20 protein-coding genes and 1 pseudogene are annotated in these 24,878 nt (G+C 71.5%); 10 read left to right on the forward strand and 11 right to left on the reverse strand.

Going from position 1 to position 24,878, the window contains the following annotated elements:
* Positions 1 to 47: 47 nt before the first annotated feature.
* Complete coding sequence (locus tag OP04_RS03805; RefSeq protein ID WP_051797026.1) at positions 48 to 842, forward strand: methyltransferase domain-containing protein; 795 nt, start codon at positions 48 to 50, stop codon at positions 840 to 842.
* On the opposite strand, the pseudogene OP04_RS51380 reads toward OP04_RS03805, so the two are convergent.
* From OP04_RS51380 to OP04_RS03830, 6 genes and pseudogenes are all read right to left on the reverse strand, one after another.
* Positions 839 to 928: pseudogene (locus OP04_RS51380) on the reverse strand (GNAT family N-acetyltransferase); the annotation flags it as partial. The gene OP04_RS03805 and the pseudogene OP04_RS51380 overlap by 4 nt on opposite strands.
* A gap of 109 nt (positions 929 to 1,037) precedes the next feature.
* On the reverse strand, positions 1,038 to 2,159 hold the full coding sequence (locus tag OP04_RS03810; RefSeq protein WP_033337885.1) for a caspase family protein: 1,122 nt from the start codon (positions 2,157 to 2,159) through the stop codon (positions 1,038 to 1,040).
* Positions 2,159 to 2,548, reverse strand: coding sequence for a type III secretion system chaperone family protein (locus OP04_RS03815; protein WP_033337886.1), 390 nt, complete (start codon positions 2,546 to 2,548; stop codon positions 2,159 to 2,161). The genes OP04_RS03810 and OP04_RS03815 overlap by 1 nt, the downstream gene beginning before the upstream one ends.
* Before the next feature lie 50 nt (positions 2,549 to 2,598).
* Complete coding sequence (locus OP04_RS03820; protein ID WP_033337887.1) at positions 2,599 to 3,057, reverse strand: DUF427 domain-containing protein; 459 nt, start codon at positions 3,055 to 3,057, stop codon at positions 2,599 to 2,601.
* A gap of 47 nt (positions 3,058 to 3,104) precedes the next feature.
* On the reverse strand, positions 3,105 to 4,256 hold the full coding sequence (locus OP04_RS03825; RefSeq protein ID WP_033337888.1) for a DUF6461 domain-containing protein: 1,152 nt from the start codon (positions 4,254 to 4,256) through the stop codon (positions 3,105 to 3,107).
* Positions 4,257 to 4,293: 37 nt separating this feature from the next.
* Positions 4,294 to 5,226, reverse strand: a complete 933-nt coding sequence (locus tag OP04_RS03830) for a helix-turn-helix domain-containing protein (protein WP_033337889.1) — start codon at positions 5,224 to 5,226, stop codon at positions 4,294 to 4,296.
* Between the two features lie 71 nt (positions 5,227 to 5,297).
* On the opposite strand from OP04_RS03830, the gene OP04_RS03835 reads away from it, so the two are divergent.
* Positions 5,298 to 6,170, forward strand: coding sequence for a saccharopine dehydrogenase family protein (locus OP04_RS03835; protein ID WP_033337890.1), 873 nt, complete (start codon positions 5,298 to 5,300; stop codon positions 6,168 to 6,170).
* Here the strand turns inward: OP04_RS03835 and OP04_RS03840 are convergent.
* Positions 6,147 to 6,707: a DUF4240 domain-containing protein gene (locus OP04_RS03840; protein ID WP_033337891.1), complete on the reverse strand. Its 561-nt coding sequence runs from the start codon at positions 6,705 to 6,707 to the stop codon at positions 6,147 to 6,149. The two genes, OP04_RS03835 and OP04_RS03840, sit on opposite strands and share 24 nt — an antisense overlap.
* 80 nt (positions 6,708 to 6,787) lie before the next feature.
* On the opposite strand from OP04_RS03840, the gene OP04_RS03845 reads away from it, so the two are divergent.
* On the forward strand, positions 6,788 to 9,082 hold the full coding sequence (locus tag OP04_RS03845; RefSeq protein ID WP_085066181.1) for a putative bifunctional diguanylate cyclase/phosphodiesterase: 2,295 nt from the start codon (positions 6,788 to 6,790) through the stop codon (positions 9,080 to 9,082).
* Here OP04_RS03845 and OP04_RS03850 read toward each other — a convergent pair.
* Positions 9,079 to 12,087 carry an ATP-binding protein gene (locus tag OP04_RS03850; protein ID WP_033337892.1) on the reverse strand — a complete coding sequence of 1,003 codons (3,009 nt, stop codon included), beginning with the start codon at positions 12,085 to 12,087 and terminating at the stop codon, positions 9,079 to 9,081. The two genes, OP04_RS03845 and OP04_RS03850, sit on opposite strands and share 4 nt — an antisense overlap.
* A gap of 120 nt (positions 12,088 to 12,207) precedes the next feature.
* Between OP04_RS03850 and OP04_RS03855 the strand changes: the two genes are divergently transcribed.
* Positions 12,208 to 13,323 carry an FAD-dependent oxidoreductase gene (locus tag OP04_RS03855; protein WP_033337893.1) on the forward strand — a complete coding sequence of 372 codons (1,116 nt, stop codon included), beginning with the start codon at positions 12,208 to 12,210 and terminating at the stop codon, positions 13,321 to 13,323.
* 52 nt (positions 13,324 to 13,375) lie between these two features.
* Here OP04_RS03855 and OP04_RS03860 read toward each other — a convergent pair whose 3' ends face one another.
* Positions 13,376 to 13,891 carry an LURP-one-related/scramblase family protein gene (locus OP04_RS03860; protein WP_033337894.1) on the reverse strand — a complete coding sequence of 172 codons (516 nt, stop codon included), beginning with the start codon at positions 13,889 to 13,891 and terminating at the stop codon, positions 13,376 to 13,378.
* Positions 13,892 to 13,950: 59 nt separating this feature from the next.
* On the opposite strand from OP04_RS03860, the gene OP04_RS03865 reads away from it, so the two are divergent.
* Complete coding sequence (locus tag OP04_RS03865) at positions 13,951 to 14,886, forward strand: hypothetical protein (RefSeq protein WP_033337895.1); 936 nt, start codon at positions 13,951 to 13,953, stop codon at positions 14,884 to 14,886.
* Positions 14,887 to 14,890: 4 nt separating this feature from the next.
* Here OP04_RS03865 and OP04_RS03870 read toward each other — a convergent pair whose 3' ends face one another.
* Positions 14,891 to 16,096 (reverse strand): pyridoxal phosphate-dependent aminotransferase, encoded by a 1,206-nt coding sequence (locus OP04_RS03870; protein ID WP_033337896.1) that lies wholly within the window; start codon positions 16,094 to 16,096, stop codon positions 14,891 to 14,893.
* 47 nt (positions 16,097 to 16,143) lie between these two features.
* Complete coding sequence (locus OP04_RS03875) at positions 16,144 to 16,437, reverse strand: thiamine-binding protein (RefSeq protein WP_033337897.1); 294 nt, start codon at positions 16,435 to 16,437, stop codon at positions 16,144 to 16,146.
* A 263-nt stretch (positions 16,438 to 16,700) separates the two neighbouring features.
* On the opposite strand from OP04_RS03875, the gene OP04_RS52915 reads away from it, so the two are divergent.
* The 5 genes from OP04_RS52915 (at position 16,701) to OP04_RS49125 (ending at position 24,811) form a co-directional block, all read left to right on the forward strand.
* On the forward strand, positions 16,701 to 18,602 hold the full coding sequence (locus tag OP04_RS52915; protein ID WP_157239201.1) for a hypothetical protein: 1,902 nt from the start codon (positions 16,701 to 16,703) through the stop codon (positions 18,600 to 18,602).
* Positions 18,568 to 19,356: a cytosine permease gene (locus OP04_RS54485; protein WP_198153679.1), complete on the forward strand. Its 789-nt coding sequence runs from the start codon at positions 18,568 to 18,570 to the stop codon at positions 19,354 to 19,356. Before OP04_RS52915 ends, OP04_RS54485 begins: the two co-directional genes overlap by 35 nt.
* A 484-nt stretch (positions 19,357 to 19,840) precedes the next feature.
* Entirely contained in the window at positions 19,841 to 22,624 is a 2,784-nt protein-coding gene (locus tag OP04_RS03890; protein ID WP_198153680.1) for a TIR and AAA domain-containing protein, read from the forward strand.
* Entirely contained in the window at positions 22,621 to 23,586 is a 966-nt protein-coding gene (locus tag OP04_RS03895) for a D-2-hydroxyacid dehydrogenase (RefSeq protein ID WP_157239206.1), read from the forward strand. The genes OP04_RS03890 and OP04_RS03895 overlap by 4 nt, the downstream gene beginning before the upstream one ends.
* Before the next feature lie 13 nt (positions 23,587 to 23,599).
* A complete protein-coding gene (locus OP04_RS49125) occupies positions 23,600 to 24,811 on the forward strand; it encodes an aminotransferase class I/II-fold pyridoxal phosphate-dependent enzyme (protein ID WP_051797028.1) in 1,212 nt (403 codons plus the stop codon).
* Positions 24,812 to 24,878 lie beyond the last annotated feature (67 nt).

Raw genomic sequence — 24,878 nt, forward strand, 5'->3', positions numbered from 1 at the left:
GTCGTCACACCGGTTGAGCCTCGGCCTGCGCGGCGCGTCTGTAGGGCATGACTTCGATCGCGGATTACAGCGGCACGGAACAGACGCCGCACATGCGGGAGTACCTCGCGGCGGCGGCCGGGTCGTCCGGCATCGCGCAGGTGCGGGCGACGGCGCTGTCCATGTGGGACGTGAAGCCGGACGGGTTTCTGATCGACGTCGGCTGCGGGCACGGAGAGGTGGCCCGCGAGCTGTCCCGGCTGATGCCGGGCGCGGACGTGACCGCGCTGGACCACTCCGCCGACATGATCGCCACGGCCGGCGGCCTGGACGACGGGACCAGCGTGAAATACCTGGTCGGCGACGTCTACGACCTGCCGTACACGGACGAGCTCTTCGACGGCGTGCGCAGCGAGCGCGTGCTGCAGCACCTCGCGGACCCGGACCGGGCCGTGGGGGAGATGGCCCGCGTGCTGGTGCCGGGCGGCCGGCTGTGCCTGATCGACACGGACTGGGACTCGCTGCTGCTCGACGGCTCGCCGGCCGGGTTCCACGAGCGCGGGCTGGCGTTCTTCCAGGAGTTCCAGCGGATGAGCAAGCCGATCGACGCGCCGACGTCCGGCCGTACGCTGCGGCGCCGGCTGATCACCGCGGGCCTGCGTGACGTGCGCACCGAGCCGGTCACCCTGCTCTTCACGTCCGTGGCCGCGATCCAGCCGATCATGCCGCTCAACCGCCAGATGTTCCAGGCCATCGGCTTCGCCGACCGCGCCGCGTCCTGGCTCGACGACCTCGACCGGGCCGACGCCGACGACACGTTCCTGGCCACGCTGACGATCTGGGTCGCCACCGGCACGCGCTAGAACTCCAGATACATCAGGTGCAGGCCGACGCGGCCGCGCGTGGGGTGGGCGAACGCGCGCGGGACCGTGCCGAGGATCGCGAAGCCGTCCTCGAACTCGCGAATCCGCATCGTCGGCGTTCCTCCAGGATGTGAGCCGCAGGACCAAGACCGTGAAGTTCCGGGCGTCCGCACGACGGCGGACGCCCGGAACGAACTAGCTCTCGTCGATGCCGAAGACCGTGTACTCCAGCGTGTCCGCGTGCAGCGCCACCTGGTAGCAGCGCGCCGCCAGTTGCTGCGTCGACGTGCCGGCCAGCGGCGTGAACGACTGCGTGACGATCTGCGGGACGCCGGTCGGGCCGGTGACCAGCGCGACCCGGCCGTAACCGGGGTGCCCGGACGCGGCCAGCAGTTTCTCCGGCGTGATCAGCGGCGAGGTCGGGCCGACGTCGGCCTCCATGCCGCACATGGTGACGCCCTCGGCGAACGGATCCGTGCCGTCGACCAGGAACATCTGGACCACGTGGGTACGCCCGCCGGGCAGCGGCACCGTGATGTCCACATGGTTGTCGTGCTCGGCCCAGCCGGCGCCGAGCCGTTCGCCGATGGCCGGCATGCGGTGCTTGAGGCGGCCGATCCGGCCGGTGGTGACCGCGGCGGGCGCGAGGCCGGACTCGGCGTTGGCCGGGTTCGGCGGGATCGGCGCGTCGGTGAGCATCCACTGCTTGATCAGGTCGTCGAGGCCGACGTCGGACTCGCGGCCCTCCTCCAGGAAGTCGATCGCGCGCTGCAGCGTGACCGGCCGTCCCCAGCCCGCGACCAGCGGGTGCCCGCCGAGCGCGGTGCGCCAGGCCGGCGCGTACGCCCCGACGTAGCAGGCGCCGAGCACCAGCAGGCGCAGTCCCTCGTGGGCGGCGGGAATGTCCGCCAGCGTCAGGATCGTGCCGTCGCAGCACTCGACGCTGCCGTCCGCGCCGCCGTGTGAGCTCCAGTAGATGCCGGCCGGGACGAGGTCGCCGAGGCCGCGGCCGGTGACCGCGTCGCGCATGTCCTCGCGGGTGGCCTGCCGGTCCACGACCACGGTGTAGCCGGCCTCGCGCAGCACGGCCACGTCGTCGTCGATCTCGTCGAGCTCCGCGGCCATCATGCCCGGGTCCTGCGTGCCCGCGGTCTTGTAGCCGAACAGGAACAGGAACACCTTGCCGTCGCCGATGCCGGTGCCGGTCGGCGCGTGGACCTCGCGGGCGGCCGGGTCGTCGCCGCGTGCGTCCTCGGTCCAGTGCTTGGGGCCGGGTTTGCGGTCCGCCCAGTCGGCGGGGACGAAGACCTCGGTCATCAGAAGTCGTCCCGTTCGGAGTGCTGCTTCTCCAGCGTGTCCGCGGTGGTGGCGAGCGCGCGCAGCGGCAGCCCGAACTCGTCCGGGTCGAGCGTGGCCAGCGACGCCTGGTGGACCAGGAAGTAGTCGCCGTCCTCGTCGGTGGCGAGCGCGCCGACCGTGAACTGCGCGTTCTTGCGCAGCGCGGCCCGCGGTGACATCTCGTCCGCCTTGCAGACGTAGCTGCGGAACTCGACCCAGTCCTGCTCGCAGAAGGCGAAGCGGCGCACCGAGATCTTCTGCGAGCGCCCGCCCTCGTACTCCCAGATCAGCGCGAACCCGTCCTCGTCCTCCCCGGACAGGGAGTAGGCGCTGCGTGCGTGCTCGCGAATCTCGTGCCAAGTCGGCATGTGTGGTCCTCCGTGCGGGTGATCCGAACGGCGAAGCCTAACGCGACGGTTCACCAGCCGGTGGTGCCCGGTCCGCCCTTGAACGGGCCGGTGATCGCGTCCGTGATCCAGCCGCCGTAGAAGTCGCCCTCCTGCGCGCGGACCGGCTCGTCGTCGACCCGGCATTCGTCCACTCTGCTCGGATAGAACGCGACCGCGCCGGTCATCGCCGCGTATCCCGCCGTCGGTTCCTCATAGGACCAGCCCGCGTCCGCGACGTCCATCAGGCTCCAGTAGCTGGCCCAGCCCTTGTACTCGCAGAACGATCGGTGCGCGGCCGGGCGCAGCAGCCCGTCCGCGATGTCCGTGCGCGGGACGTAGTAGACCGGCGGATGCGAGGTCTCCAGCACTCGCCAGCAGCGCGTGCTGTCCGCGACCAGGACGCCGTCGTGGTGCACGGTGACGCGCGCGTCCGTCCGCTCGAGGCGCGGCGGGCGCGGATAGTCCCACACGGACTCGGTGCCGCTCATCGCGTCGTTCCTCCGAAGATCAAGGGCATCCTCCGAGGGTACGGCGGTCAGCCGGCCAATCCCGGGAACGCGTGCCGGAGCGCGGCGAGCGCGGGCGTGCCCTCGGTGGCGGCGATCGCGTCGCAGGCCGCGGTGAGCGGGTCCGGGTCGGGCGGGCGGAGGACCAGGTCCATGGCGAGGTGCTGCCGGGAGGCGAGGTCGAGGCGGCCGTCGGCGTCCAGCACGGGCGCGTCCGGCAGCGGCAGGATCCGGCGGGAGACCTTGCGGCGCAGGCCGGCCGGGACGGGCTCGCCGCGGCGCAGGTGGTCGAGGGCGGCACCGATCCCGGACTTGCCGAGCAGGCCGGCATCCGCGAAGACGCGCTCGCGGGCCCATTGGGCGACGTCGTGCAGTGTGGCGTCGTTCGCCCTGCTCAACGCCTCCAGCAGCGGCAGGTCGAGACGGGCGAGTTCCGCGCCGGCCGGGCCGGTGGCGCGCAGCCGGTCGTCGGTGACGACGAGACCGTCCCACCAGTCCGTCTCCGTCTCCTGCTCCGGTGCGGGTTCGTTCGTCGCCGCGTACTCGGCCAGCCGCTGCCGTGCGTCGTCGTCCGCGTAGGTGTCGTGGTGCGGGTCCGGGACGGCCGCGCAGTGGAACGTGGTCCTGGTCAGGAACTCCTGCGACAGGCCCACGCCGGTCAGCCGCTCGGCCAGCGCGAACGCCCGTTCCCGGTGCTGCCCGTCCGACGTCTCGCCGTCCCGGAACCCGAGCGCGGCCAGCGCCTCCGCGTGCGCGTCCGGGTCCGCGCCCTCGCGCGACTCCGGCACGGACGGGTCCATCCGCAGCTGGACGACCCCGTTCTCGACCAGGAGAAACAACGGCGCGCTGTGCTCACTGAAGTAGACCGTGACCACGCGCGTGCCCGCCGACAGCGGCCGGTAGACCTCGGCCTGCGTGAACAGGAACCCGTTCGGCTCGACCACGACCGCCCAGCCGTCCCGCTCCGCCACCGCCACGAACGCCATCCCGGTCGCCCGGTAGGTCTTCCCGGTCCGGAACGGCACCTGCTCCGCCGCCCGCACCAGCCGGTGCAGCGACCGCAGCTCCACCACCCCGGCCCCGCCGAGCGCCTCCACCACACCCGCCGCGCTCCGCCCCCGCACGAGCGACACGCAGTACGCTTCCCGCAGCTCACTCCCGACGATCCACTCCGCCCCCACCTCCCGATCATCGCCGCTCCCGCCGCGACGCGGGACCTTATGGACGGAACGTCCGGCGGTAGGTGTCCGGGGGGACGCCCAGCTGGTGGGCGAAGTGCCGGCGGAGCGTGGTGGCGGTGCCCATGCCGGTGCGGGTGGCGATCTGCTCGACGGTGAGGCCGGTGGTCTCGAGGAGTTCCTGGGCGCGGCGTACCCGCTGGGTCAGGAGCCACCGCAGCGGGCTCTCCCCGGTCACGGCGTGGAAATGGCGGGCCAGGTTGCGGGTGCTCATGCCGGCCTGCCGGGCCAGGTCGGTGACGCCGAGCGGGCGGTCGAGGCGGTCCAGCGCCCACGGCAGCAGCGTGGCGAGCACGTGGTCGCGGCCGTGGGAGATCGCGGCCGGGATGAACTGGGCCTGGCCGCCGGGGCGGTGCGGGGGCACGACCAGGCTGCGGGCCAGCGCGTTCGCCACCGCGGTGCCGTGGTCGGCGCGGACCAGGTGCAGGCAGAGGTCCATGCCGGCGGCCTTGCCCGCGGAGGTGAGCACGTCGCCCTCGTCGATGTAGAGGACGTCGGGGTCCACCCGTACCGCCGGATGTCGTTCCTGGAGCAGCGCGGTGTGCGCCCAGTGCGTGGTCGCCCGGCGGCCGTCCAGGAGCCCGGCGGCCGCGAGCACGAACGCGCCGGTGCACAGCGACGCCACCCGGGCCCCGGCCGCGTGGGCGGCGCGCACGGCGTCGACCAGCGCGGGCGGCGGCGCGTCGAGGTCGCGGATCGAGGGAACGATCACGGTGTGCGCGGCGGCCAGCGCGTGCAGGTCGTGGCGGATGCCGGCGGTCAGCCAGCCGCCGACCAGCGCGCCGTCCTCGCCGCAGACGGTCAGCGTGTACCAGGGCGTGGCCAGCTCGCGGTCGACGCCGAAGACCTCGCAGGCGGCGGCCAGCTCGAACAGGAGCGTGCCGTCCGTGACGGCCACGGCGACCGTGGTCATGTCCGAAACTGTACGGGTCCCGTCGTTCCGGACGCTGTCGGCCGTTCCCGGCAACGGCGAGGCTGGTCCGCATGACACAGCGAGTGGCGGTGCCCGGCGCGGGCGGGCACACCGGCGGTTTCGTGGTCGCGGAGCTGCGCAGGCGCGGCCTGGAACCGGTGCCGTGCCCGCGCGGAACGGACCTGGACGAGGCGTTCCGGCAGGTGGACGCCGTGATCAACTGTGCGGGGCCGTTCGCGGCCACGGCCGGGCCGGCGATCGGCGCGGCGGTCCGGGCGGGCCTCCCCTACCTGGACGTGACCGCGGAGATCGAGGTGGTGACGGAGACGTTCGCGGGGCACCGCGACGCGCCGATCCCCATCGTGCCCGCGGCCGCGTTCTTCGGCGGGCTCGCGGACCTGCTCGCCACCACGGTCTTCACACCCGGAACCGAGAAGATCCTCATCGGGTACGCGCTGAGCAGCTGGCACCCCACGCCGGGCACCCGGGCCACCGGGCGCGTGTCCGCGCAGCGCCGCGCGGGCCGCCGGATCGCCTACCGGGACGGCGGCCTGCGCGTGCTCGGGAGCGGTGACGCGCCGCGCACCGAGTGGACGTTCCCGTCCGGCACCCGGCCGGTGGTCGGCGAGTTCACCACCGCGGACAGCGCCACCATCCCCACCCACCTGGCCGTCCGCGAGGTCGCCACGTTCATGACCGTCAACGCGGTCGACGACCTGATCGCCGGCCGGGCGCGTGAGCACGACGAGTCGTTCCTGGTCGAGGTGGTCGCGGGGGAGCGGCGGGCGGTCGCGCGCGGCCGGGACATCTACGCGATCACGGCGCCGCTGTGCGTGGAGGCGGCGGTCCGGATCCTGGCCGGCGAGGGCGCGGCGCCGGGCGTGGCCTCGCTCGGCGCCCGCTTCGACGCGCGCGATTTCCTAGACGCGATGCCGCTGGAGTGACGGCCAGCCCTCGGCGTTGCTGCACGACTCGCGGGAGATGCCGGAGCCGGTCTCCGCCCACTCCTCACCCGTACGCTCCCGGTAGAGCCCGTTGAAGAAGTAGCACATGGCCTCGCACTCCCCGTCCAGCACCGCGAACCGTGGGTCGCGCAGCACGGCCTCGTGGAACTCGCGACCCATCGCCACGATGTGACCGCGCGCGTAGAGGAAGCCGTCGTCGGAGCCGTCGGTCTTCTCGTGGATGTCCTCCCGGTCGGCGTCGTGGAGGGCGCGCTCCAGCACCCGGTCCATCGCCACCAGCTCGAACGGCGACAGGTCGGCGCTCACCGCGGCGAGCCGCTCCAGGAACCCGTCCAGGAACGCGTCGATCTCGTAGAGCCGCTCGTTCTCCTCGTCGCCGGCCGGGTCGCGGGTCAGCAGCATCCGCCGCAGCTCCGCGGGGCCGCTGCCCAGCTCCGCCCAGGCGGCCTCGATCAGCGCCCAGAACCGGGCCTTGTCCTCGGCGGTCGGGACCCGCCCCACAGGTGTTTCGGTCACCCGCGCACGGTAGCGCCGCCGTACGACATTAATCGGCGCTATCGCTCAAGACGGGTGGCCGGGGTGCCGATCGGGACGATATGACCCCAGTGCGCCCGCTGGCGCGCGCCGCTCCCGAGCGCCCTCCGGCGCCCGTGGACGAGCGAGCACCTACCGGCACCGTGGCGTGGCTGCTCGCCGCGGCCGCGGTGCTGATCGCGGGTCTGGTCGCGGCCGGCCCGGAGGCGTGGCGCGGACCGGCGAACCTGGCCGGCGTGCTCGCCGGGATGGCCGCGATCGGCTACGGCACGTTCCGGGTCGCGCGTGCCGCCGACCGGGCGCCGTGGCGGCACCTGAGCCTGTCCGGCCTGCTGTTCCTGGCCGGGCTGATCACGCGCGCGCTGGTGCCGGGCGCGGCCGCGTCGCCGCCGACCCTGGCGGCGCTGGTCCCGGACGCGTTCGTGGTGCCCGGCTACCTGATGGCCGCGTACGCGTTCGCCGGTCTGCTGGGCCGCCGGCGCGCGGACCGGGACGACCCGGCGTGGGTGGACGCGGCGCTGGTGGGCGTGGCGTCCGCGTTCATGGCCTGGACGTACCTGGTGGCGCCGTCGATCGCGCAGACCGGCCTGCCCGCGCTGCGGTTCGCGAACTCGTTCTTCCCGGTCATCGACGTGGTGCTGATCGTGCTGGTCGCGCAGCTGGCGCTGGCCGGCGGCGTGCGCGCGCCCGCGCTGTGGCTGCTGATCGTGGGCGCGGTCAGCCTGTTCACCGGCGACCTGCTCTACACGGTCCGGGACGGCGCGCTGGCCGACGTCCCCCAGGCGCTGGTCGAGGTGTCCTACACGGTCGCGTTCCTGCTGTTCGGTGCCGCCACGTCGCACCCGTCCATGCGGACGCTCACCGAGCCGCAGCAGATCGTGGTGCGCACGCTGTCCAAGGCGCGGACCTCGGTGATCTCGCTGGTCGTGCTGGTCCCGGTGGTCGTGACCACGGTCGAGCCGATCAGCGGCGTGCTGGACGGCACGGTCCGCGCCACGCTCTGCGCGCTGCTGGTCACGGCCGTGCTGTTCCGGGTGGTCCGCGCGAACGACTCCCGGGCCCGCGCGGAGAGCGCCACCCGCCGCCGCGCCACCCACGACGCGCTCACCGACCTGCCGAACCGGGAGCTGCTCACCGAGTCGATCACGGCCTGGAGCGCGGAGGCGGTCGCGAACCGCAAGGAGATCAGCCTGCTCTTCATCGACCTCGACCGGTTCAAGATGATCAACGATCATTGGGGGCACCACGTCGGCGACGAACTGCTCTGCGCGGTCGCCGGGCGGCTGAGCGAGCACGTGCGCAGCGCGGACCTGATCTGCCGGATCGGCGGCGACGAGTTCGTCATCGCATTCGCCAGCCCGTCGCACACCGTGCTCGCGGAGTCGGTCGCGGCCCGCGTGCTGGAGCTGTTCGCCCGGCCGTTCGACCTGTCCGTGGGCAGCGTGGTCGTGTCCGCCTCGATCGGGGTGGCGAAGACCGGCGGCGGCGCGGAGGCGCTGGAGCTGATCCGGGACGCGGACACCGCCATGTATAAGGCCAAGGGCTCCGGCCGCAACACGTACGCGCTGTTCGACGCCTCGCTGCGCGACGAGGTCCGGGACAGGCTCCAGCTGGAGCAGGCGCTGCGCGGCGCACTGCACCGGGGCGAGCTGTACGCGACGTACCAGCCGATCATTGATCTTGACAGTGGCGAGACGGACGGCTTCGAGACGCTGATGCGCTGGGAACACCCGCAGCTCGGCCTGGTCTCGCCGCTGCGGTTCATCCCGGTCGCGGAGGAGACCGGGCTGATCGTCGAGGCGGGCGCGTGGCTGCTGCGCGAGTCCGCCACCCAGCTCGCGGCCTGGCGGGCGGAGCACGGCCGGCCGCTGCACATCTCCGTCAACGTGTCCGTCCGGCAGCTGCGCGACCACGCGCTGGTCACGCTCGTCCGGGACGTGCTGGCCGAGACCGGGCTGCCTCCGGACGCGCTGTGGCTGGAGATCACCGAATCCGGCGTCATGGAGGACACCGAGACCGCGCTGGCCGCGCTCGGCGCGCTGCGCGACCTCGGCGTCACGATCGCGGTCGACGACTTCGGCACCGGCTACTCGTCGCTCAGCTACCTGAACCTGCTGCCGGTCGACATCGTGAAGCTGGACCGGTCGTTCATCAGCGAGCTGGGCAGCAGCGCCGCACGCGAGTCGATCGTCCGCGCGGTACTGGCCATGGCGGACGCCCTCGGCCTGCGCGTGGTGGCCGAGGGCGTCGAGACGGAACCGCAGCGGGACTGGCTGCGCGCGCAGGGCTGCGACCTGGCCCAGGGCTGGCTGTTCGGCCGGCCGGTGCGCGCGTCCGAGACCGTGATCACGCCCTAGCGGAGCAGGCCGTCCATCAGCGCGCGGACGCGGTGGTGGACGGCGGCTTCGCTCAGCGCGCCGGCCTCGGTCAGCAGCGGCTCGCGGCTCTCCCGGCCGCCCAGCGCGTCCGCGAGACGGCCGCCGCCCTGCGGGAAGAACCGGCTGATGGGCGCGCCGGCCCGCGTCCCCAGCGCCCACAGGCCGCGCGCGGCCGGGACGTCACGGCGGAACGCGGCCAGTTCGGCGCCGGCCGTCGCCCACGCGCCCAGCAGCGGCCGGTCCCGTCCGGTCCGGGCCTCGGCGCCGGCCTGCCGCAGGACGTCGGCGGCACGGGCGGCGTCGATCTCGCGCTCGGCCGCCCAGAGCTGGATGACCGCGGCCGCGACCCGGAACACGGTGAACGCCCCGGCCGTCGTCCCCAGCAGCGCGTCGGCATGGGCGAGCGCCTCCGCGGGCCGTGCGTGCCGCCACGCGACCTGCGCCAGCACGAGGCGGGCCTGGCACGCCTCCTCCGGCGCGATGCCGTCCTCGCCGACGATCGCCAGCAGTCGTCGCGCGGCCTCGGCGTCGCCGGCGAGCGCGAGCTGCGCGTCGAGGAGCGCGCGTGTCGACCGGGCGTCCTCGGCGGCGCCGACCAGCGTCAGATGCCGCTCGCTGCGGCGTAGCCAGGTGGTGCCGGCACCGGTCGCGTGGCCCGCCGCGTGGGCGGCCATCCCCATGCCCCAGTGGTCGCCGACCGCCTCGAACCGGCGGTAGGCCAGCTCGCCGTCGCCGATCACGCCGTCGCCCTCGGCCAGCACGGCCCGTAGGAAATGCCCCATCCCCTGGACGTACGGGTCGGGGTGCGCGATGAGCGTCGCGGCGTCGGCCCGGTCCGGGCCGGGCAGCGCCGTGGCCAGCGCCGCGATGCGGGGCGAGACGTCGCCGGGCCGCTGCGTGAACAGCGTGCGCAGGGCGCGGCGCGCCAGCGCGTGCGGCCGGACGGCGCCGGTGATCCCGGTGTTCAGGCCGATCAGCACGCACAGCCAGGCGAGCCGATCGGCGTGCGGCAACGCGCCACCGTCGACGGCTGCCGTGCCGTGCAGGATCGTCGAACGGCGGCGCGCGGCGGGGTCGCCGAGGCGCAGCAGGGGACCGGCCCAGGCGCTCGCCTCGGCGTGCCGGCCGCGCACCGTCCACAGCTGGAACAGGGCGGTGGCGATGTCGGCCGCGGCCGGCTCGTCGTCGTGGTCCAGCGACCAGCGCAGCGCGGCGACCAGGACGTCCCGGTCGGCCGCGCCGCCCCGCAGCGCCGCGACCTGGGCCGGACCGATGAAGTCGGCGGCCAGCGTCACCGCCCGCTCCCGGGACCACCGGACGAGTCCGGCCATGGCGGTCGCGTGGGCGCCGGTGCCGAGCCTCGCCGTGCCGTACTCGCGGACCGTGGCCAGCATCCGGTAGCGGTCCTCGTCGAGCTGGAGCAGGGACTGCTCGACCAGGATCGACAGGCCCGGTCGTACGTCGGCGCCACCCGCGACGGCCTGCGCGAGCCCGGCGGTGAACGGGGCCGGGATGACGGCCAGCCGCTCCAGCAGCGACTGCTCGGCCGGTGCGAGCAGCGCACGGCTCCAGTCCGTCAGCGCCCGCACGCTGGCGTGCCGGTCCGGCAGGCCACGTACCACGTTCTCCAGGAGCGCGACCCCGGCCAGCACGTCATCGATGGGCATGGTGCGCAGCCGGGCGGCCGCCAGTTCGATGGCGAGCGGAAGGTTGTCGAGCCGGCGGCAGAGGGCCAGCGCCCGGTCCCGGTCCCAGGCGGGCGCGATGCCGCCGGCCCGCGCGCGTGCGTCGAGCAGGGCGAGCGCGTCGTCGTCGGGCAGCATGGACAGCCGGTGCACGCGCTCGCCGAGCAGGCCCAGCGGCGCGCGGCTCGTGGCGAGGACGCCGAACTCGGGTGGCGCCACCGCCAGCAGTTCGGCGACGACGGTCGCGACCGCGTCCAGCACGTGTTCGCAGTTGTCGAGCACCAGCAGTCCGGTGAGCGCGGCGTCGGCCGTGCTCGCGGCCCCGCCCGGCACGGGCCCGGTGGTGTCCGTGCCGGGCAGGGCCGCGAGCACGGTGGGCCGTACGTCGCCCGGCGAGCGCAGACCGGCCAGCTCGACCACGTGGACCGGCCGGTGCTCGGCGCGGGCGATCTCGGCGGCCAGCCGGGTCTTGCCGGCCCCGCCGGTGGCGACGACGGTCACCAGCGCGGACTCCCGCAGCGCCGTGCCGATCGTGCCGAGGTCGGCGGCGCGACCCACCAGCGGGGTCGCCGCCCGGCGCCAGCCCGCGGGCAGCTCGCCGGCCGCCCGCGGTCCGGCGATCGCCAGCTGCCCGCGCAGCAGCGCCAGATGCGCGTCGGCGAGCACCGGTGACGGGTCGGCGCCGTACCGTTCGGCGAGCGCGGTCCGCACCCTGTCGACCAGGTCGAGCGCTTCGGCGTCGCGTCCCTGCGCGGCGAGGACCCGCACCAGCAGCGCGGCGGCCGGCTCGTCGGGTGGCACCCGGGTGGCCAGCCGGCGCAGGTCCGCCTCCCCGGCCCGGTGCGGATCGCCGCCGGCCAGCGCCGCGTCCGCCCGCAGCGTGACGACGTCGCCGAAGAGCCGGCCGCCGGTCTCGCCGGGGACCTCCGGGAACAGCACCCGCGCCTCGTCGGCGCACGTGCGGGCCCCGGCCGCGTCGCCCTCGGTCAGCGCCCGCCGGCCACGGTCCACCAGCGCACCGGCCGTGACCGCGTCGATCTCCACCCGGTCGGCCGGGATCCGGTAGCCGCCGGGCGCGGCGAGCACCGGCAGGCCGAGCCGGCGGGCGCGGCCGACCAGGGCCTGCACCGCCCCCACCGCGTCCTCGGGCGGCGCACCGGACCAGACGGCGTCGATCAGGGCGCCGGTGGAGGCCGTGCGGCCCCTCGCGTCCAGCAGCTCGCGGATCACCGCGGTCAGCCTGTCCCCGCGCACCGGCCGCCCGTCCACCGCCAGCGGGCCGAGGGTCGTGATGCGCACACCACATCATCGCGCACCCGGCCGCCGCGGTATCGGTGCCGTGTCGCTCCCGTGTCGGTACGCCCGGCCAGGCTCGGGAGCACGGCGCGAGCACCACGCCGACACAGTGAAGGAGTCGTCATGCAGGAACCGATCACCATCATCGGTGCGGGACTGGCGGGCTTGACGCTCGCCCGCGTTCTCCACGTCCACGGCATCACCTCGGCCGTGTACGAGGGGGAGGCCTCGCCGAGCACACGTACCCAGGGCGGCCAGTTGGACATCCACGACGTCAACGGCCAGATCGCGCTGAAGGAGTGCCGGCTGTTCGACGAGTTCCGCGCGATCATCAACCTGGGCGGCGCGGCCATGCGGTTCCTCGGCCCGGATGCCGAGGTCATCGGCGACCTCCCCGACGACGGGACGCTGCAGAACCCCGAGGTGCTCCGCGGCGAGCTGCGGAGAATCCTGATCGAGTCGCTCCCCGAGGGCACGATCCGGTGGAACCACCGGGTCGCATCGGTCGGCTCCGCGGGCGCCGGCCGGCACGTGGTGACCTTCGGCAACGGGCTGTCGCTCGAGACCGGCACGCTGATCGGCGCGGACGGCGCCTGGTCCCGGGTGCGGGCGTACCTGTCCGACGTCACGCCGGAGTACCTGGGCACCCTCTGGGTCGAGACGTTCCTGTTCGACGTCGAGAAGCGCCACCCGCGCAGCGCCGCGCTGGTCGGCGGCGGGGCGATGCTGGCGATGATGCCGGGCAAGGGGATCTTCGGGCATCGCGAGGCGGACGACGTGATCCACACCTACGTCGTGCTCAAGAAGCCGATGGACTGGAAGCCGGAGGCCGCCGGCCGGGAGCGGGCGCTGGCCGAGGTCGCCGCGCAGCTCGGTGAGGGCTGGGACCCCGCGCTCGTCTCGCTCGTCACCAGCGGCGAGACCGACCCGGTGGTCCGGCCGATCTGGGGCCTCCCGCTCGGCCGCCGGTGGGAGCACGTGCCCGGCGTGACGCTCATCGGGGACGCCGCCCACCTGACACCGCCGGACGGCGACGGGGCGAACTGGGCGCTCTACGACGGGGCCGAGCTGGCCAAGGCCATCGCCGCCGGCCCCGGCGACATCGAAGCGGCGCTGCTCGCGTTCGAGGCGGAGATGGTGCCGCGGAGCACGGCCTCGTCGGTCGAGGGATACCAGTCGTTCGAGCGGACGTTCGGCTACAACGCGCCGGAGAACCTGCGCCTCATGCTGGGCTCCTGACCGGTGGTCCTCGGTTCCCGATCGTGCGGGCGGATCGGGAACCGAGGGCGGCTCAGTCCTCGTCCTTCTCCTTCTTCTTCTCCTTCTTCTTCTCCTCGCGCTCCAGCGCCAGGTCGAGCGCCAGCACCGCGCCGATCACCAGCAGCGGCTCCTCGCCCGCGACGATCTCCACCGCGTACGTGTCCCGGATCGTCAGCCAGCGCTTGGACACCTCGGCGACGCGGGAACCGCCACGCTCGATCACGTACTCGTGGTCGAGCAGGTTGCCCTTCATCTCCAGGTCGTCCGGGCCGGGCACGTCGATGGTGAACTTGTCCCGGAACGGCGTGAACAGCTTCTTCTTGACCTCGGCCGCCTTCTCACCGCCGATGCGGATCTCGTAGGTGGGGCGCAGCGCCACCAGGTGCCGGTGCACGCTGGCGACCTCCTCGCCGGACAGATCCTCGATCACGACCTTGTCGCGCAGGCTGAGCACCTTGCCGTCGACGCGCAGCACCTTGTTGCCCTCGCCGTCGAGCACGTCGAAGTCGTCGCCGATGGAGAAGAACTTCTCGCGAATCACATACATGACCGAGTAATACCCCGATCCGCGCGTGGATGTCGTACCCGCGGGCTAGATTGCCGCTCGTGGAGTTTTCCGAGGACGAGGTCCGCCGGCTGGTCGACGAGGCGGTCGAGGACGATCCGACCGCGCTGCTGGACGTGGCGCGCGTGCGCCCCGACCTGGTGGCCCCGCACCACCTGCGGCTGATCGACGCGGAGGTGGGCTGGACCTGGGATCTCTACCGCGGCATGACGGACGAGACCGCGGCCGAGCTGGTCCGCCGCATCGACGCGGATCCGGTGCCGATGCTGGTCTTCGCGCTGGCCGCGGGCGGCACCACCATCGCGGTCGACGCGATCCGGCGCTGGACGACCGAGCGGCCCGCCTGGACCGGCGACTTCCACGGCACGATCCGCAAGGCCGGCCACACCGGCGGCTGGGAGCTGGACACGGCGGGAAACCGGCGCGAGCTGGCCGCCCCGGTGGCCTACCGGCTGGTCCCGGCCGCGGAGGGCGTCTCCGGCGGCGTGCTCGACGGCACCTGCGGCTGGTGCGGCCTGACGCTGGTCCGGCTGCTGGAGCTGGACGCGGCCCGCGCCACCGAGCTGCTCGGCGCCGGCTCCGGCCCGGTCACGGTCGGCACCTGCTACCGCTGTGGCTGCTACACCGACTACTTCACGGCCGGCGGCGCGTTCCTCGACGGGCAGGAGCGGCCGGAGTTCCTCGGCCACGACGGCGACGAGTGGGAGCTGCCCGCCGAGCCGCCGCTCGCGGTCGGCGCGCGACGGCCCACACCGTTCGCGGGCAACGCCTGGGAGACCGGCGGCTCCACGCTCGGCGGCACGCCCGACTGGATCCAGGACACGGCCTATCCGGACTGTCCCCGCTGCGGCGGGACCATGTTCTACCTGGGCATGGTGACCGGCGGAGACATGGCCGGCGAGTTCGCGGAGGGCGCGCACTACGCCTTCCACGACCCCGCCTGCGGCGTCTCCGCCACCGTCTACCAGCAGACCTGAGAACCTATTGGCGGTACGTGGAGAGGAACGTCCCCAGCCGGTTGATCGCGTCGTCGAGCACGTCCGTCGGCGCGAGGAACACCATGCGGAGGTGGTCCGGCGTGTCCAGGTTGAAGCCGGTCCCGTGCGAGAGCAGCAGGTTCTGCTGCTCGAGCAGGTCGATTATCAGCTGCTCGTCATCGCGGATCTTGTGCACCGCCGGGTCCAGCCGGGCGAAGAGGTAGAGCGCGCCGTCCGGCCGCACACACTCCACGCCCGGGATCGACGTGATCCCCTCCCACGCGTGCGTACGCTGCTCGTACAGCCTTCCGCCCGGCTCGATCAGCCGCTCGATGCTCTGGTAGCCGCCGAGCGCGGTCTGCACCGCGTGCTGAGCCGGCACGTTCGGGCACAGCCGCATGTTCGCCAGCAACTGCAGGCCGTCCACATATTCGGTGTCGTGCGCCGTGAAGCCGCTCATCGCCAGCCAGCCCGAGCGGAAACCGGCCGCACGGTAGGTCTTGGACAGCCCGCCCATGCTGATCACCGGCACGTCCGGCGCGAGCGCGGCCGCGGTGCAGTGCTGCGCGCCGTCGAACACGATCTTGTCGTAGATCTCGTCCGCCAGCACCATCAGCCCGTGCTTGCGGGCCAGGTCCAGCATCCCGAGCAGCGTCTCCTTCGCGTACACCGCGCCGGTCGGGTTGTTGGGGTTGATGATCACCATGGCGCGCGTGTTCGGCGTGATCTGGGCGGCCATGTGCTCCAGATCCGGCATCCAGCCGTTGTTCTCGTCGCACCGGTAGTGCACCGGCCGCCCGCCGCAGAGCGTGACCGTGCCGGTCCAGAGCGGGTAGTCCGGGCTCGGGACCAGCACCTCGTCACCGGTGTCGATCAGCGCCTGCATGGTCATCGAGATCAGCTCGGACACGCCGTTGCCCAGCATCACGTCGTCCGGCTGGACCTCGGTCACGCCGCGCGACTGGTAGTACTGCGCCACGGCCACCCGGGCGGAGTAGATGCCGCGCGCGTCGCTGTAACCCTGCGCGGCGGTCAGGTTCTGCACCACGTCCGCCATGATCGGGTCGGGGGTGCTCATGCCCCACGGCGCCGGATTGCCCAGGTTCAGCTTCAGGATGCGATGACCGGCCGCCTCCAGCTCCTGAGCCCGCCGCAGCACCGGGCCGCGGATGTCGTACCGGACGCTCTTGAGCCGTTGCGCCTGCTTCACCGTTGATCTCCTCCCGACGAACCCGGCCAGCCTACGCTTTCCGGCCGCTACGAGAGCACGCGTTCCACGGTGGCGACCTTGGAGTCCATCGCACCGGTGACCCCGTCCCGCCAGTCGACCTTGATCACCACCGACGCGCGCGGCGCCACCGCCTTCACCGCCTCCACCGCGGCCTTGACCACGCCCATCACCTCATCCCACGTCTCTCCCTCGACGGTCGTGAACATCGCGTCCGTCGTCAACCTCAAAGTGCACCACCGCTGCACCAGGGCCAGGATCATGCCGACGCAGATGAACCGCATCATGGTCAGCGAGGAGAGCGCGAACGAGCAGTTCACCACGACCGGCAAGATCGGGGCGGCGCTGATGGACGCGTCGCCGCGTGGGCCTCGACCATCCGGGACAGCAGGAAGACCTCGTAGTCGTTTGAGAGGCCGAAGACCTCGGCCGCCACGAGCCACCACGATGCCGACCTCAGCGGGGCTGGTGTGACGTTCGTAGACAACCCCAAAGTGCACCAACGCTGTTTTCCCTGTTCAGGGTGTCTTCGTCCTCGGCGAGGAGGGGGTGCTCAAGGCTCGGGCAAGGATGAGATACTGGTGAAATGTACGCTTCAGGCCCTTCGCACTCATATCCACCGGTTTTTGTAGACGAGCTGCATGATGCAGTGGGGTGGTGGACCCAAGCCGATGATGTGCGCTGGGCGGAAGGTGGTCCCGTTGACCTCGTCCTGGCTGCGACCGAGCTGGCTGCCTGGATCAACGATCCCCGCCCTTTCGAGACACGCCACCGTGGTCCCTGGAAGTCCGCGATCTCGGATTTTCGCGCCGCTGAAGATTCGTGCGGCCCGGAAGTAAAACAGGTCCTCGGCGGCGATCTTGTCGACGTCTTGCACGAGACTCAGGCCCAGCCGGAGGTCATCGCGGCGGCGAGGCAGCCTGCGCAGGCCGCGATGGCGACCTTGACGAGCCGGTTGAACGATCCGGCCGTCATTGCGGCGGCCTGGCGTGATCTTCGAGAGGCATGCCAAGACGTCCAGGCTGGCGCCGATGTCGTTGCGTACAGGCGGGATCTGTTCCTAGCCGTACTCCGGCGGACACATGGGAAAGCCCGAGGTGTCCGAAAGCTGCTCTGCGGCGTCCTTCATGACAATGCCGCCGCGGTTGCTGAGGCTCGGCATCTTCTCGGTGATGCAACGATGACGCCAGCGGAAGTCTGGGTTCTACGGGACAATCCGGCGGGCTTGCCGGAAGCGGATCGACTTGCGCTCTGCGAGCGGGTCGTCCAGGCGCCGGCTACCGCCGGTGAGCACGTGGTCTGGCTGGCGTTCGAGAAGGCTCATATCGGAGGTTCGGCGACGTCGGTCGGACCAGTGACTTTCTATCCCCTCTATCTGGTTCAAGCGGCGGTACAGCAGGCTGTCAGGGCCGCCGGGTGGGCACCGCCGGAGCTTGCGAACCCAGATTCTTACCTCGCTCTGGAGGATTTTCCCGACGACTCGAACACGGTCTTCGCCCGGGTTGAGCTCGGCCATGGAGCGTTCGTCGATCCTGTTGACGCGGCGCTTCGGCGAGCTCATGCGGTCGTAGCGGTAGCCCGTTTCGAGACCCAGACGACCAACTGGATTCCGTTGGATGGCTATCTGCTTTCTGTGGACGGGTGCGTCACCGGAAGGGCCCCGTTTCTGAAGCCACGGGAAGCGTCAAGTGTGATTCCGACCTTGGATCCGACGGGGGGTGAGCTGATTGCTTTGGCTGGACGCGTAGGTCCTCATCTGGCCGTATTGGGGGATGAGCTTACCGAAGCGTTCGAGGCTTTGCATTGGTGGCATGAAGCAGGTGACCAATCACCTCTGCCGGCAGTTGTGCTCAATGTTCGTGTGCTTGAATTTGTGGCGTCCCGCCTCAGTTCTGCCGCGTGGTACGAGTATGCCGACAGTTACTGGAAGAACGCCTGGGTTCATTCCCGGATTAAGCATATTTTGCTCAGCATTTGCAGCGAGGCTGCTCGGCATGAAGAGCTGGTTGCCGCCTCGGATCGACCGATCCTTAAGTCTTATTGGGAACGGATTTCAGTCCGACATGGCTGGGGCGACTACACCATGGATGCGGGGGAGGCGCTCGCGGCCCTGCCGGTGTTGACGCGGATCTTCCCGGACCACCATCGGATCGGCCGAGAGCTGTCGACGATCGCGACTCGGCTTAGCACTCCGGCCTCTCTCGTACAGTGGTGTGTTGATTTGGACGCGGAATGGAAGGAGAGACGGGGTCGGCTGCAGCGGGTCCGCAATGCTCTTTCTCACGGTGGACCGGCTTCTTCCGCGGTCGTGTCGACAGTTGCGACCTTTGGTCGATCGTTGGCCGCCTGGGCTTTGAGTGCCACCCTCGAAGGGATTCTTGACGGTACCGGAGTGGCTTCCTCGCACCAGGCAGTTCAGAGCCGAGAGGACGGCTGGCGAAATGGCATCATGAGTGCCTCGGATATTCATACGGCTCTCTTTCCGTAAGCTCATCGGCTCCGGGCTTCGGGGCGAGCCCGCCTGCGGTCAGAACCCGCGGCAGCCCGTCGCGAACTTCATCTCGCCCGCGTTCGACTTCTCCAACGTCAGCCCGCAGCGCATCTCCTGGCGGGCCGGTGGCATGATCGCCGCGGTCGGCTCGGTGCTGATCACGCCGTGGAACCTCTACAACAACCCGGACGTCATCCACTACACGCTCGAGGTGCTGGGGGCGTTCATCGGGCCGCTGTTCGGCGTGCTGATCGCGGACTACTACCTGATCCGCCGCCAGCAGGTCGACGTGGACGACCTGTTCACGCTCTCCCCGGACGGCCGCTACCACTACCGGAACGGCTTCAACCCGGCCGCGTTCATCGCCACCGCGATCGCTGCCCGTTCCCGCAGACACCCTGGCCGTCCCGCCAGCCCGGGACGGCCCGCCTACCAGGAGTTCGAGTACGTCCGGCACGGCACGGTATCCATCGTCGCGGCCCTCGACATCCAGACAGGACAAGCGGTCACCGAGCCGATCCTGTGCAACGACTCGGTGACCTTCCAACGCTTCCTGACCATGCTCAACACGGTTATCGACCCGGACAAACAAATCCACGTCGTACTGGACAACGGATCGTCACATATCGCGAAGCCACCCGGACCCGGCTGGCCGCGCATCCCCGCTGGCACGTGCACTGGACCCCGGTCCATGCCTCCTGGCGCAACCAGGTCGAGCTCTACTTCTCCGCCCTGGCCCGGCGAGTCATAAGCCACGGCGACTTCAGCTCCCGCGACGACCTCATCGACAAGATCGAGAACTACGTGATCGAGAAGACACCACCGCAAAACCCTACCGATGGACCTACGACGGAACCCCGCTCAAGGCCGCATGACCCCCAACGAACTAACGCGGTGCAGCACTAGTAAAGGGTCATGAGCTGGGCATCGGCTAGTCACGAGGGGTTCCGGTTGGCCCCGCTAAGTCGGCTCCGGGGGCCGTTCCAGGCCGTCGTGACATTGCTGCGCTGTTGGTAGGCGACGGAGTTGCCGAGGGTGTAGCGCGTCTGCCTGGGCCTGCAGATGGTGACCATCAGCTGCGGGGAGTTGGGGTACGAGTTCCGTACGGCCCCGACCACTCGGGGCTTCACCGCCCGGCAGCCGTAGCCACGTCGCCGCGTAAGCGACCAAAGTGGCAGTTTGAGCCGCCATTCGGGCGGTAGCGAGGCTCTATGTGAACTTGTAGTGTGCTGTGCGTGACACCGGATGGCACCCCACCAGCACGGCATGAGGTGGTCATTTGCTGCTCCGGAGAGGACGAAGCGACGACCGCCGCAATCGCGGAGGGTCTGCTTGGCGACGGGTTGAGGTCCTTCATCGCAGGGCCAGAGGCCAGCGCCAGGCCCGACGGCGGCCTCGAGGTGATTAAGGCGCTTTCCGCGTGCGACGTGGCGGTCTTCCTACTCTCCGCGACAGCCGTCGGCGATGGCCGCGTCTTGGAAAGCCTCGCCCTCGCGGTCGGCGAGCGCCGCCGCGTCGTGCCGCTGGCTATGCCGGGCACCGCCTACCCGGAGGGTCTTCCGGCTCAATGGATGTACTGGCTGAGTGCGGCCGAAGTCCAACCCTACCGGGGGCGCGACGAGACGGTCGCGTTTGTCCGGCGGACCCTTGGCGAGGTCACCAGTGCCCGGCGGGCGGTCCCGCCCCGGGGACGCCGACTGCGCGGTGCGACCGGCGCGAGAGCGATGGACGCGCTCGGCGGCGGCCGGGCCGGGCCGGATGCTCCCCCGAGCGCCCTGTTGCGGGCGCAAAGCCGGGCGATGCCGTTGATCGGCCGGGACAAGGAGCTCGCCCGGCTCGAGTCCTGGGCCCTGCGCGACGATCTGTTCGGCGTACGCCTGGTCACCGGCGCCGCCGGACAGGGCAAGTCACGGCTGGCCCGTGAGCTGGGAGAACATCTCGCCGCTGCGGGCTGGCAGGTGATCGAGATCCGGCGCACCGGGCCGGTGTCCGACGCGCTGCGGCGGCTCGGGGACCGGCCGAGCCTTCTGGTGGTCGACTACGCCGAGACGCAGGCCGACACGGTTGCCGAGCTGGTCGAGGCCATGACCGACCTGGATCTGTTCGCCGCCGTGCGGCTGTTGCTCCTGGCCCGCGGCGCTGGCGAGTGGTGGACCCGACTGGTCAGCCGCAGCGCGATCGTCGAGGACCTGCTCGCCTCCGCTGGCACCCTCACGCTGAGCTCGCTCGCCGAAAACCGGGAGGCGTCCACCGCGATCTACAGCGCCGCCCGGGCGAGCTTCCGGGCCACGCTCGGCCTGCCCGCCAACGAGGCCGACGGCGCCACGTACCGGCGGCAGCGATCGATCTTCGATATCATCGAGTCCGCGCTGGCCGACCTGATGGCCACCGCGATCCCCTCCGAGCGGACGAGGACCGCCCTGCCGCTGCTCGAGCACGAACGCCGCTATGTGCTGGGGGCAGCCGCGGACGAGGGACTCGACGGTCTGGACGGGGTCGAGCTCGACCGGTTCCTCACTGTGCTCACCCTGTTCGGCGCCGTCAGCGAGCGCGCCGCCATCGAGCTGCTTAGCACGGTCGACAGCGATCTCGGACCGGCCGAGCTGCGCAAGCTGGCCCGGCTGTGCCGGCGCCTCTACCCCGGCGAGGACCGCTACATCGACGGCGTGCGGCCCGATTCGCTGGCCGAGAAGCTGGTCGCTCAGGTCGTCATCGACGATCCTGCCTTGATCGGCGAGCACGCGCTCTGGCGCTCATCCGCGGTGCTTCCCGAGCAGTTGCGCCGCGCGCTGATCATCCTGGCCAGGGCCGCCGCGACCTATCCCGCGGTGCTGCCGCAGCTGCGTCGCATCATCGAGCAGGCACGCTTCGAGACGCTGGCCGCCGCGATCGAGGTGAGCACCTTGGTGCCGGACCCGTCGGTGCTGGTCGATCAACTCGACCACGTCCTGCAGACGCAGGCGCACACTCCGGACGAGGCGCTGGACATGCTGGCGCTGGTCCCCGACGAGACCGTGGCGCTCGCCGAGCTCGCCGCGCGGCTGGCCAGGGTGGCGATCGGGGGGTTGCCGCCCGAGGGCGCCCGCAGCCGGGAAGAGGCGGAACTGCTGCTCGCGGCCTCCAACCGGTTCAGCGACGCTGGCTGGGGGCTGGAGGCCGCCAACGCGGCGACCTCGGCTGTCAAGGATCTCGCGGCGACCCGCAACGAGTCCGAAAGGTTAGCGCGAGCCCGATCCAACTTGTCGAACCGGTTGTGGGAGATCGGCCGGGTGGAGGAAGCCTTGACGCCCGCGCGCCGGTCCGTCGATTGGTTTACCACCTTCGGCGCGGGCGGGCCGGCGGCCGCCACGGCCGAGAGCAACCTCGCCTTCCGGCTGGTCGAGATGGGCGCGCTGGACGCCGCTCTCGACCACGCGGCCAACGCGCTGCTGGCGTTCCGGGCCGCGGGCGTCAAGGGCTCCGAGGCCACCCCGCTGAATAACCTGACCTGCATATCGGTCGCTCGGCGCGACTATGAGGCGGCGGTGCGCTACGGCTCTGAGGCGGTACGCATCCGGCGAGCTCAGGCCTTCGACAACCGGGACCGCTTCCTGCCGTTTATCGCCCGCACGCTGGCGAACACTGCCCCCGCGGCGCTCGCGACCGGCAACGTGGTCGGGGCGCGCAAGCTGATCGCTGAGGCGCGGGCGCTGCAGGAGATCACCGCCCGCAAGGCGCCGATCTTCGCGTTCGAGCAGGCCGAGAGCGCAGCGATCGACGGCGTCATGCTGGCCGTCTCGGGCTCGACCGCCGAGGCGCGGGCAGCGTTCGAGGTCGCCGGCCACATCCTCAGCCCACTCGGTGCGCTCGGCGACCTGCACGATCGGCTGGCCGGGGCGCTGAAGCACAACCTGGATGTCTTGGCAGCGCGCGACACGGTGGGCTGGGGCGATGTCGCGGTTGTCCGGCAGGATGTTCCGTCGCACGAGGCCGGTCCCGTCCTGCTGCTGCCGCAGCTGCTCGAATACAAAGATCTTTGAAAATACAAAGATCTTTCAAAATCGCGACGGGCGTCGGCGTATCGGCGCAGACGTTGCGTCTGCTCGGCGAGCGAGCGATCCCCGGCGCGAGGCTCGTCGAGGCGCCCAGCGCCGACGTCGAGGTGCTGTGGCGACGGCAGGACGACCGCACCCGATGGTTCACCGCAGCCCTCGCCGCCTGCCCCGGAGTGCGATGGGCGCACACCGACACGGCGGGCGTGGACCGGCTGCCCCTGGAGGAGCTGCGCCGGCGCGGAGTGAAGCTCAGCAACGCGCGCGGCGTCTACACCGAACCGGTCAGCCAGTGGATCATCGCTGCGGTCCTGCTCGCGGCGAAGCGACTCGACGAGACGGTGCGCCACGGAGATCGCCGACTATGGCAGGTGGTGCCCGGCACTATCGATCTGGCCGGCGCGACCATGCTGCTGATCGGCTTCGGCGCGATCGGGGAGGCCGTGGGACGGATCGCCGGTGCGCTCGGCATGCGGGTCGTCGGGGTCGTCCGGCGGCCGCGACCCAGGCGCGACGGCGAGAGCGCCGATGTGATCGTGGCAGCGTCGGATGACTGGCGGGTGTTCCTTCCCGAGACCTCCTTTCTCGTCGTGACTGCCCCGCTGACTGCCGAAACGGCCGGGATGATCGGCGCGGCCGAATGGGCCCGGCTGCGGCCCGGCGGCTGGCTGATCAACGCCGGACGCGGGGGCATCGTCGACGAGCCGGCGCTGTGCGACGCGCTCGACTGCGGCAACCTCGGCGGCGCGGCGCTCGACGTCTTCGCGACCGAGCCGCTGCCGCCCGAAGACCCGCTGTGGGGGAGGTCGAACGTCCTGATCAGCCCGCACGTCGCCAGCCGCAGCCCGCGTACGGGCCAGCTCGCGCTGGAGCACTTCGGCCGGGAGATCGAGCGGTACCGCGCTGGCCTGCCCCTGGCGAGCCGGGTCGATCCGATCCTGGGCTACTGACAAGGGAGCGACGATGACCTCGGAGTGGCCGATCTACTCTCCGGCGACGGCGGATCGCATTTCCGGACTCGTCCGGGCCGGCGACGTCTTCGACTACAGCGGCGGCGGTCCCGTTCTCGAGCTGGAGCAGGAGTTCTCCGTACGACATGAAGGTCGCCTCGCCCTCACCTTCAACTCCGGCACCAGCGCCCTGTTCGCTGGCTTCGTCGCCCTCGGCCTGGAACCGGGCGACGAGGTGATCGTGCCGAACCTGACGTTCCTGTCCACCGTCTCGCCGCTGCTGTGGCTGGGAGCGACGCCCGTCCTCTGCGATACGGGTCCTGAGGAGACGGGCATGAGCCCGGCGGCGGTCGAGCGCGCCATCACCGATCGCACCAGGGCGATCGTGGTGACCCACGTCTTCGGGTACCCGGTCGATATGCCTCGGATCATGAAGGTGGCCCGCAGCCGCGGACTGCCGGTCGTGGCGGACTGCTCGCACGCGCACGCGTCCACCATCAACGGGCGGCCGGTAGGCGCCTTCGGCGACATCGCGGTGTTCAGTCTCGGCGCGCGAAAGATGGTCTCCGGCGGCCACGGCGGGGTTCTGCTCACCGATGATCCGGTGTGGCGGGACAGCGCACTGCTCGTGGGCCATTTCAAGCCCCGGGCCCGTACGGTCACGAGTGTCGCGGTGCTGCGGGCCCAAGCCGAGTACGGGCTCGGCGGCAACCTGCGGATGAGCCCGCTCTCGGCCGCGCTGGCCCTGGACCATCTGGCCCGGCTCGACGACATCGCCGGCGCGAAACAGGCCAACATCGCCCTGATCGACGAGGCGCTCGCCGGCCGACTGCTGCCCGTCCCCGCACTTCCGGGCGCCGTCAACCGCACCCACTTCGACTTGGTCTACGGCCTGCCCGACGACGTCCCGGCGGCCCGCCGGGATCAGATCGTCCGGGAGCTGGTGGCGACCGGTGTGCCCGTGGGTGTCCCTGCCACTCGACCGCTGAACCGAGTGCTGCGGGCTGTCGCCGCCTCGCCCGTCCACCAGCGCGGCATTCTCTGGAGCCGGTTGGCCGGCCACGCGGCCGCCGCCGTAGCCGACGACGGGCTGCCGTACAGCACGGATCTGCACGACCGGTTGATCAGCTTTCCGGCGACGCTCCTCCACGGCGAGAACCGCGCGTATGCCGAACAGCTGGCCGCGAGCGTCGGGCAGGTCGACTGGGCGGCGCTATGGGACTGACGCGTCTGGCAGCCGTGTCTCCCGCGAGCCTGTTCTCGTGGTACCCGACCTTCGCCGGCCCGAACGA

The sequence above is a fragment of the Catenuloplanes japonicus genome (genome assembly GCF_000717135.1).
Taxonomy (GTDB): domain Bacteria; phylum Actinomycetota; class Actinomycetes; order Mycobacteriales; family Micromonosporaceae; genus Catenuloplanes; species Catenuloplanes japonicus.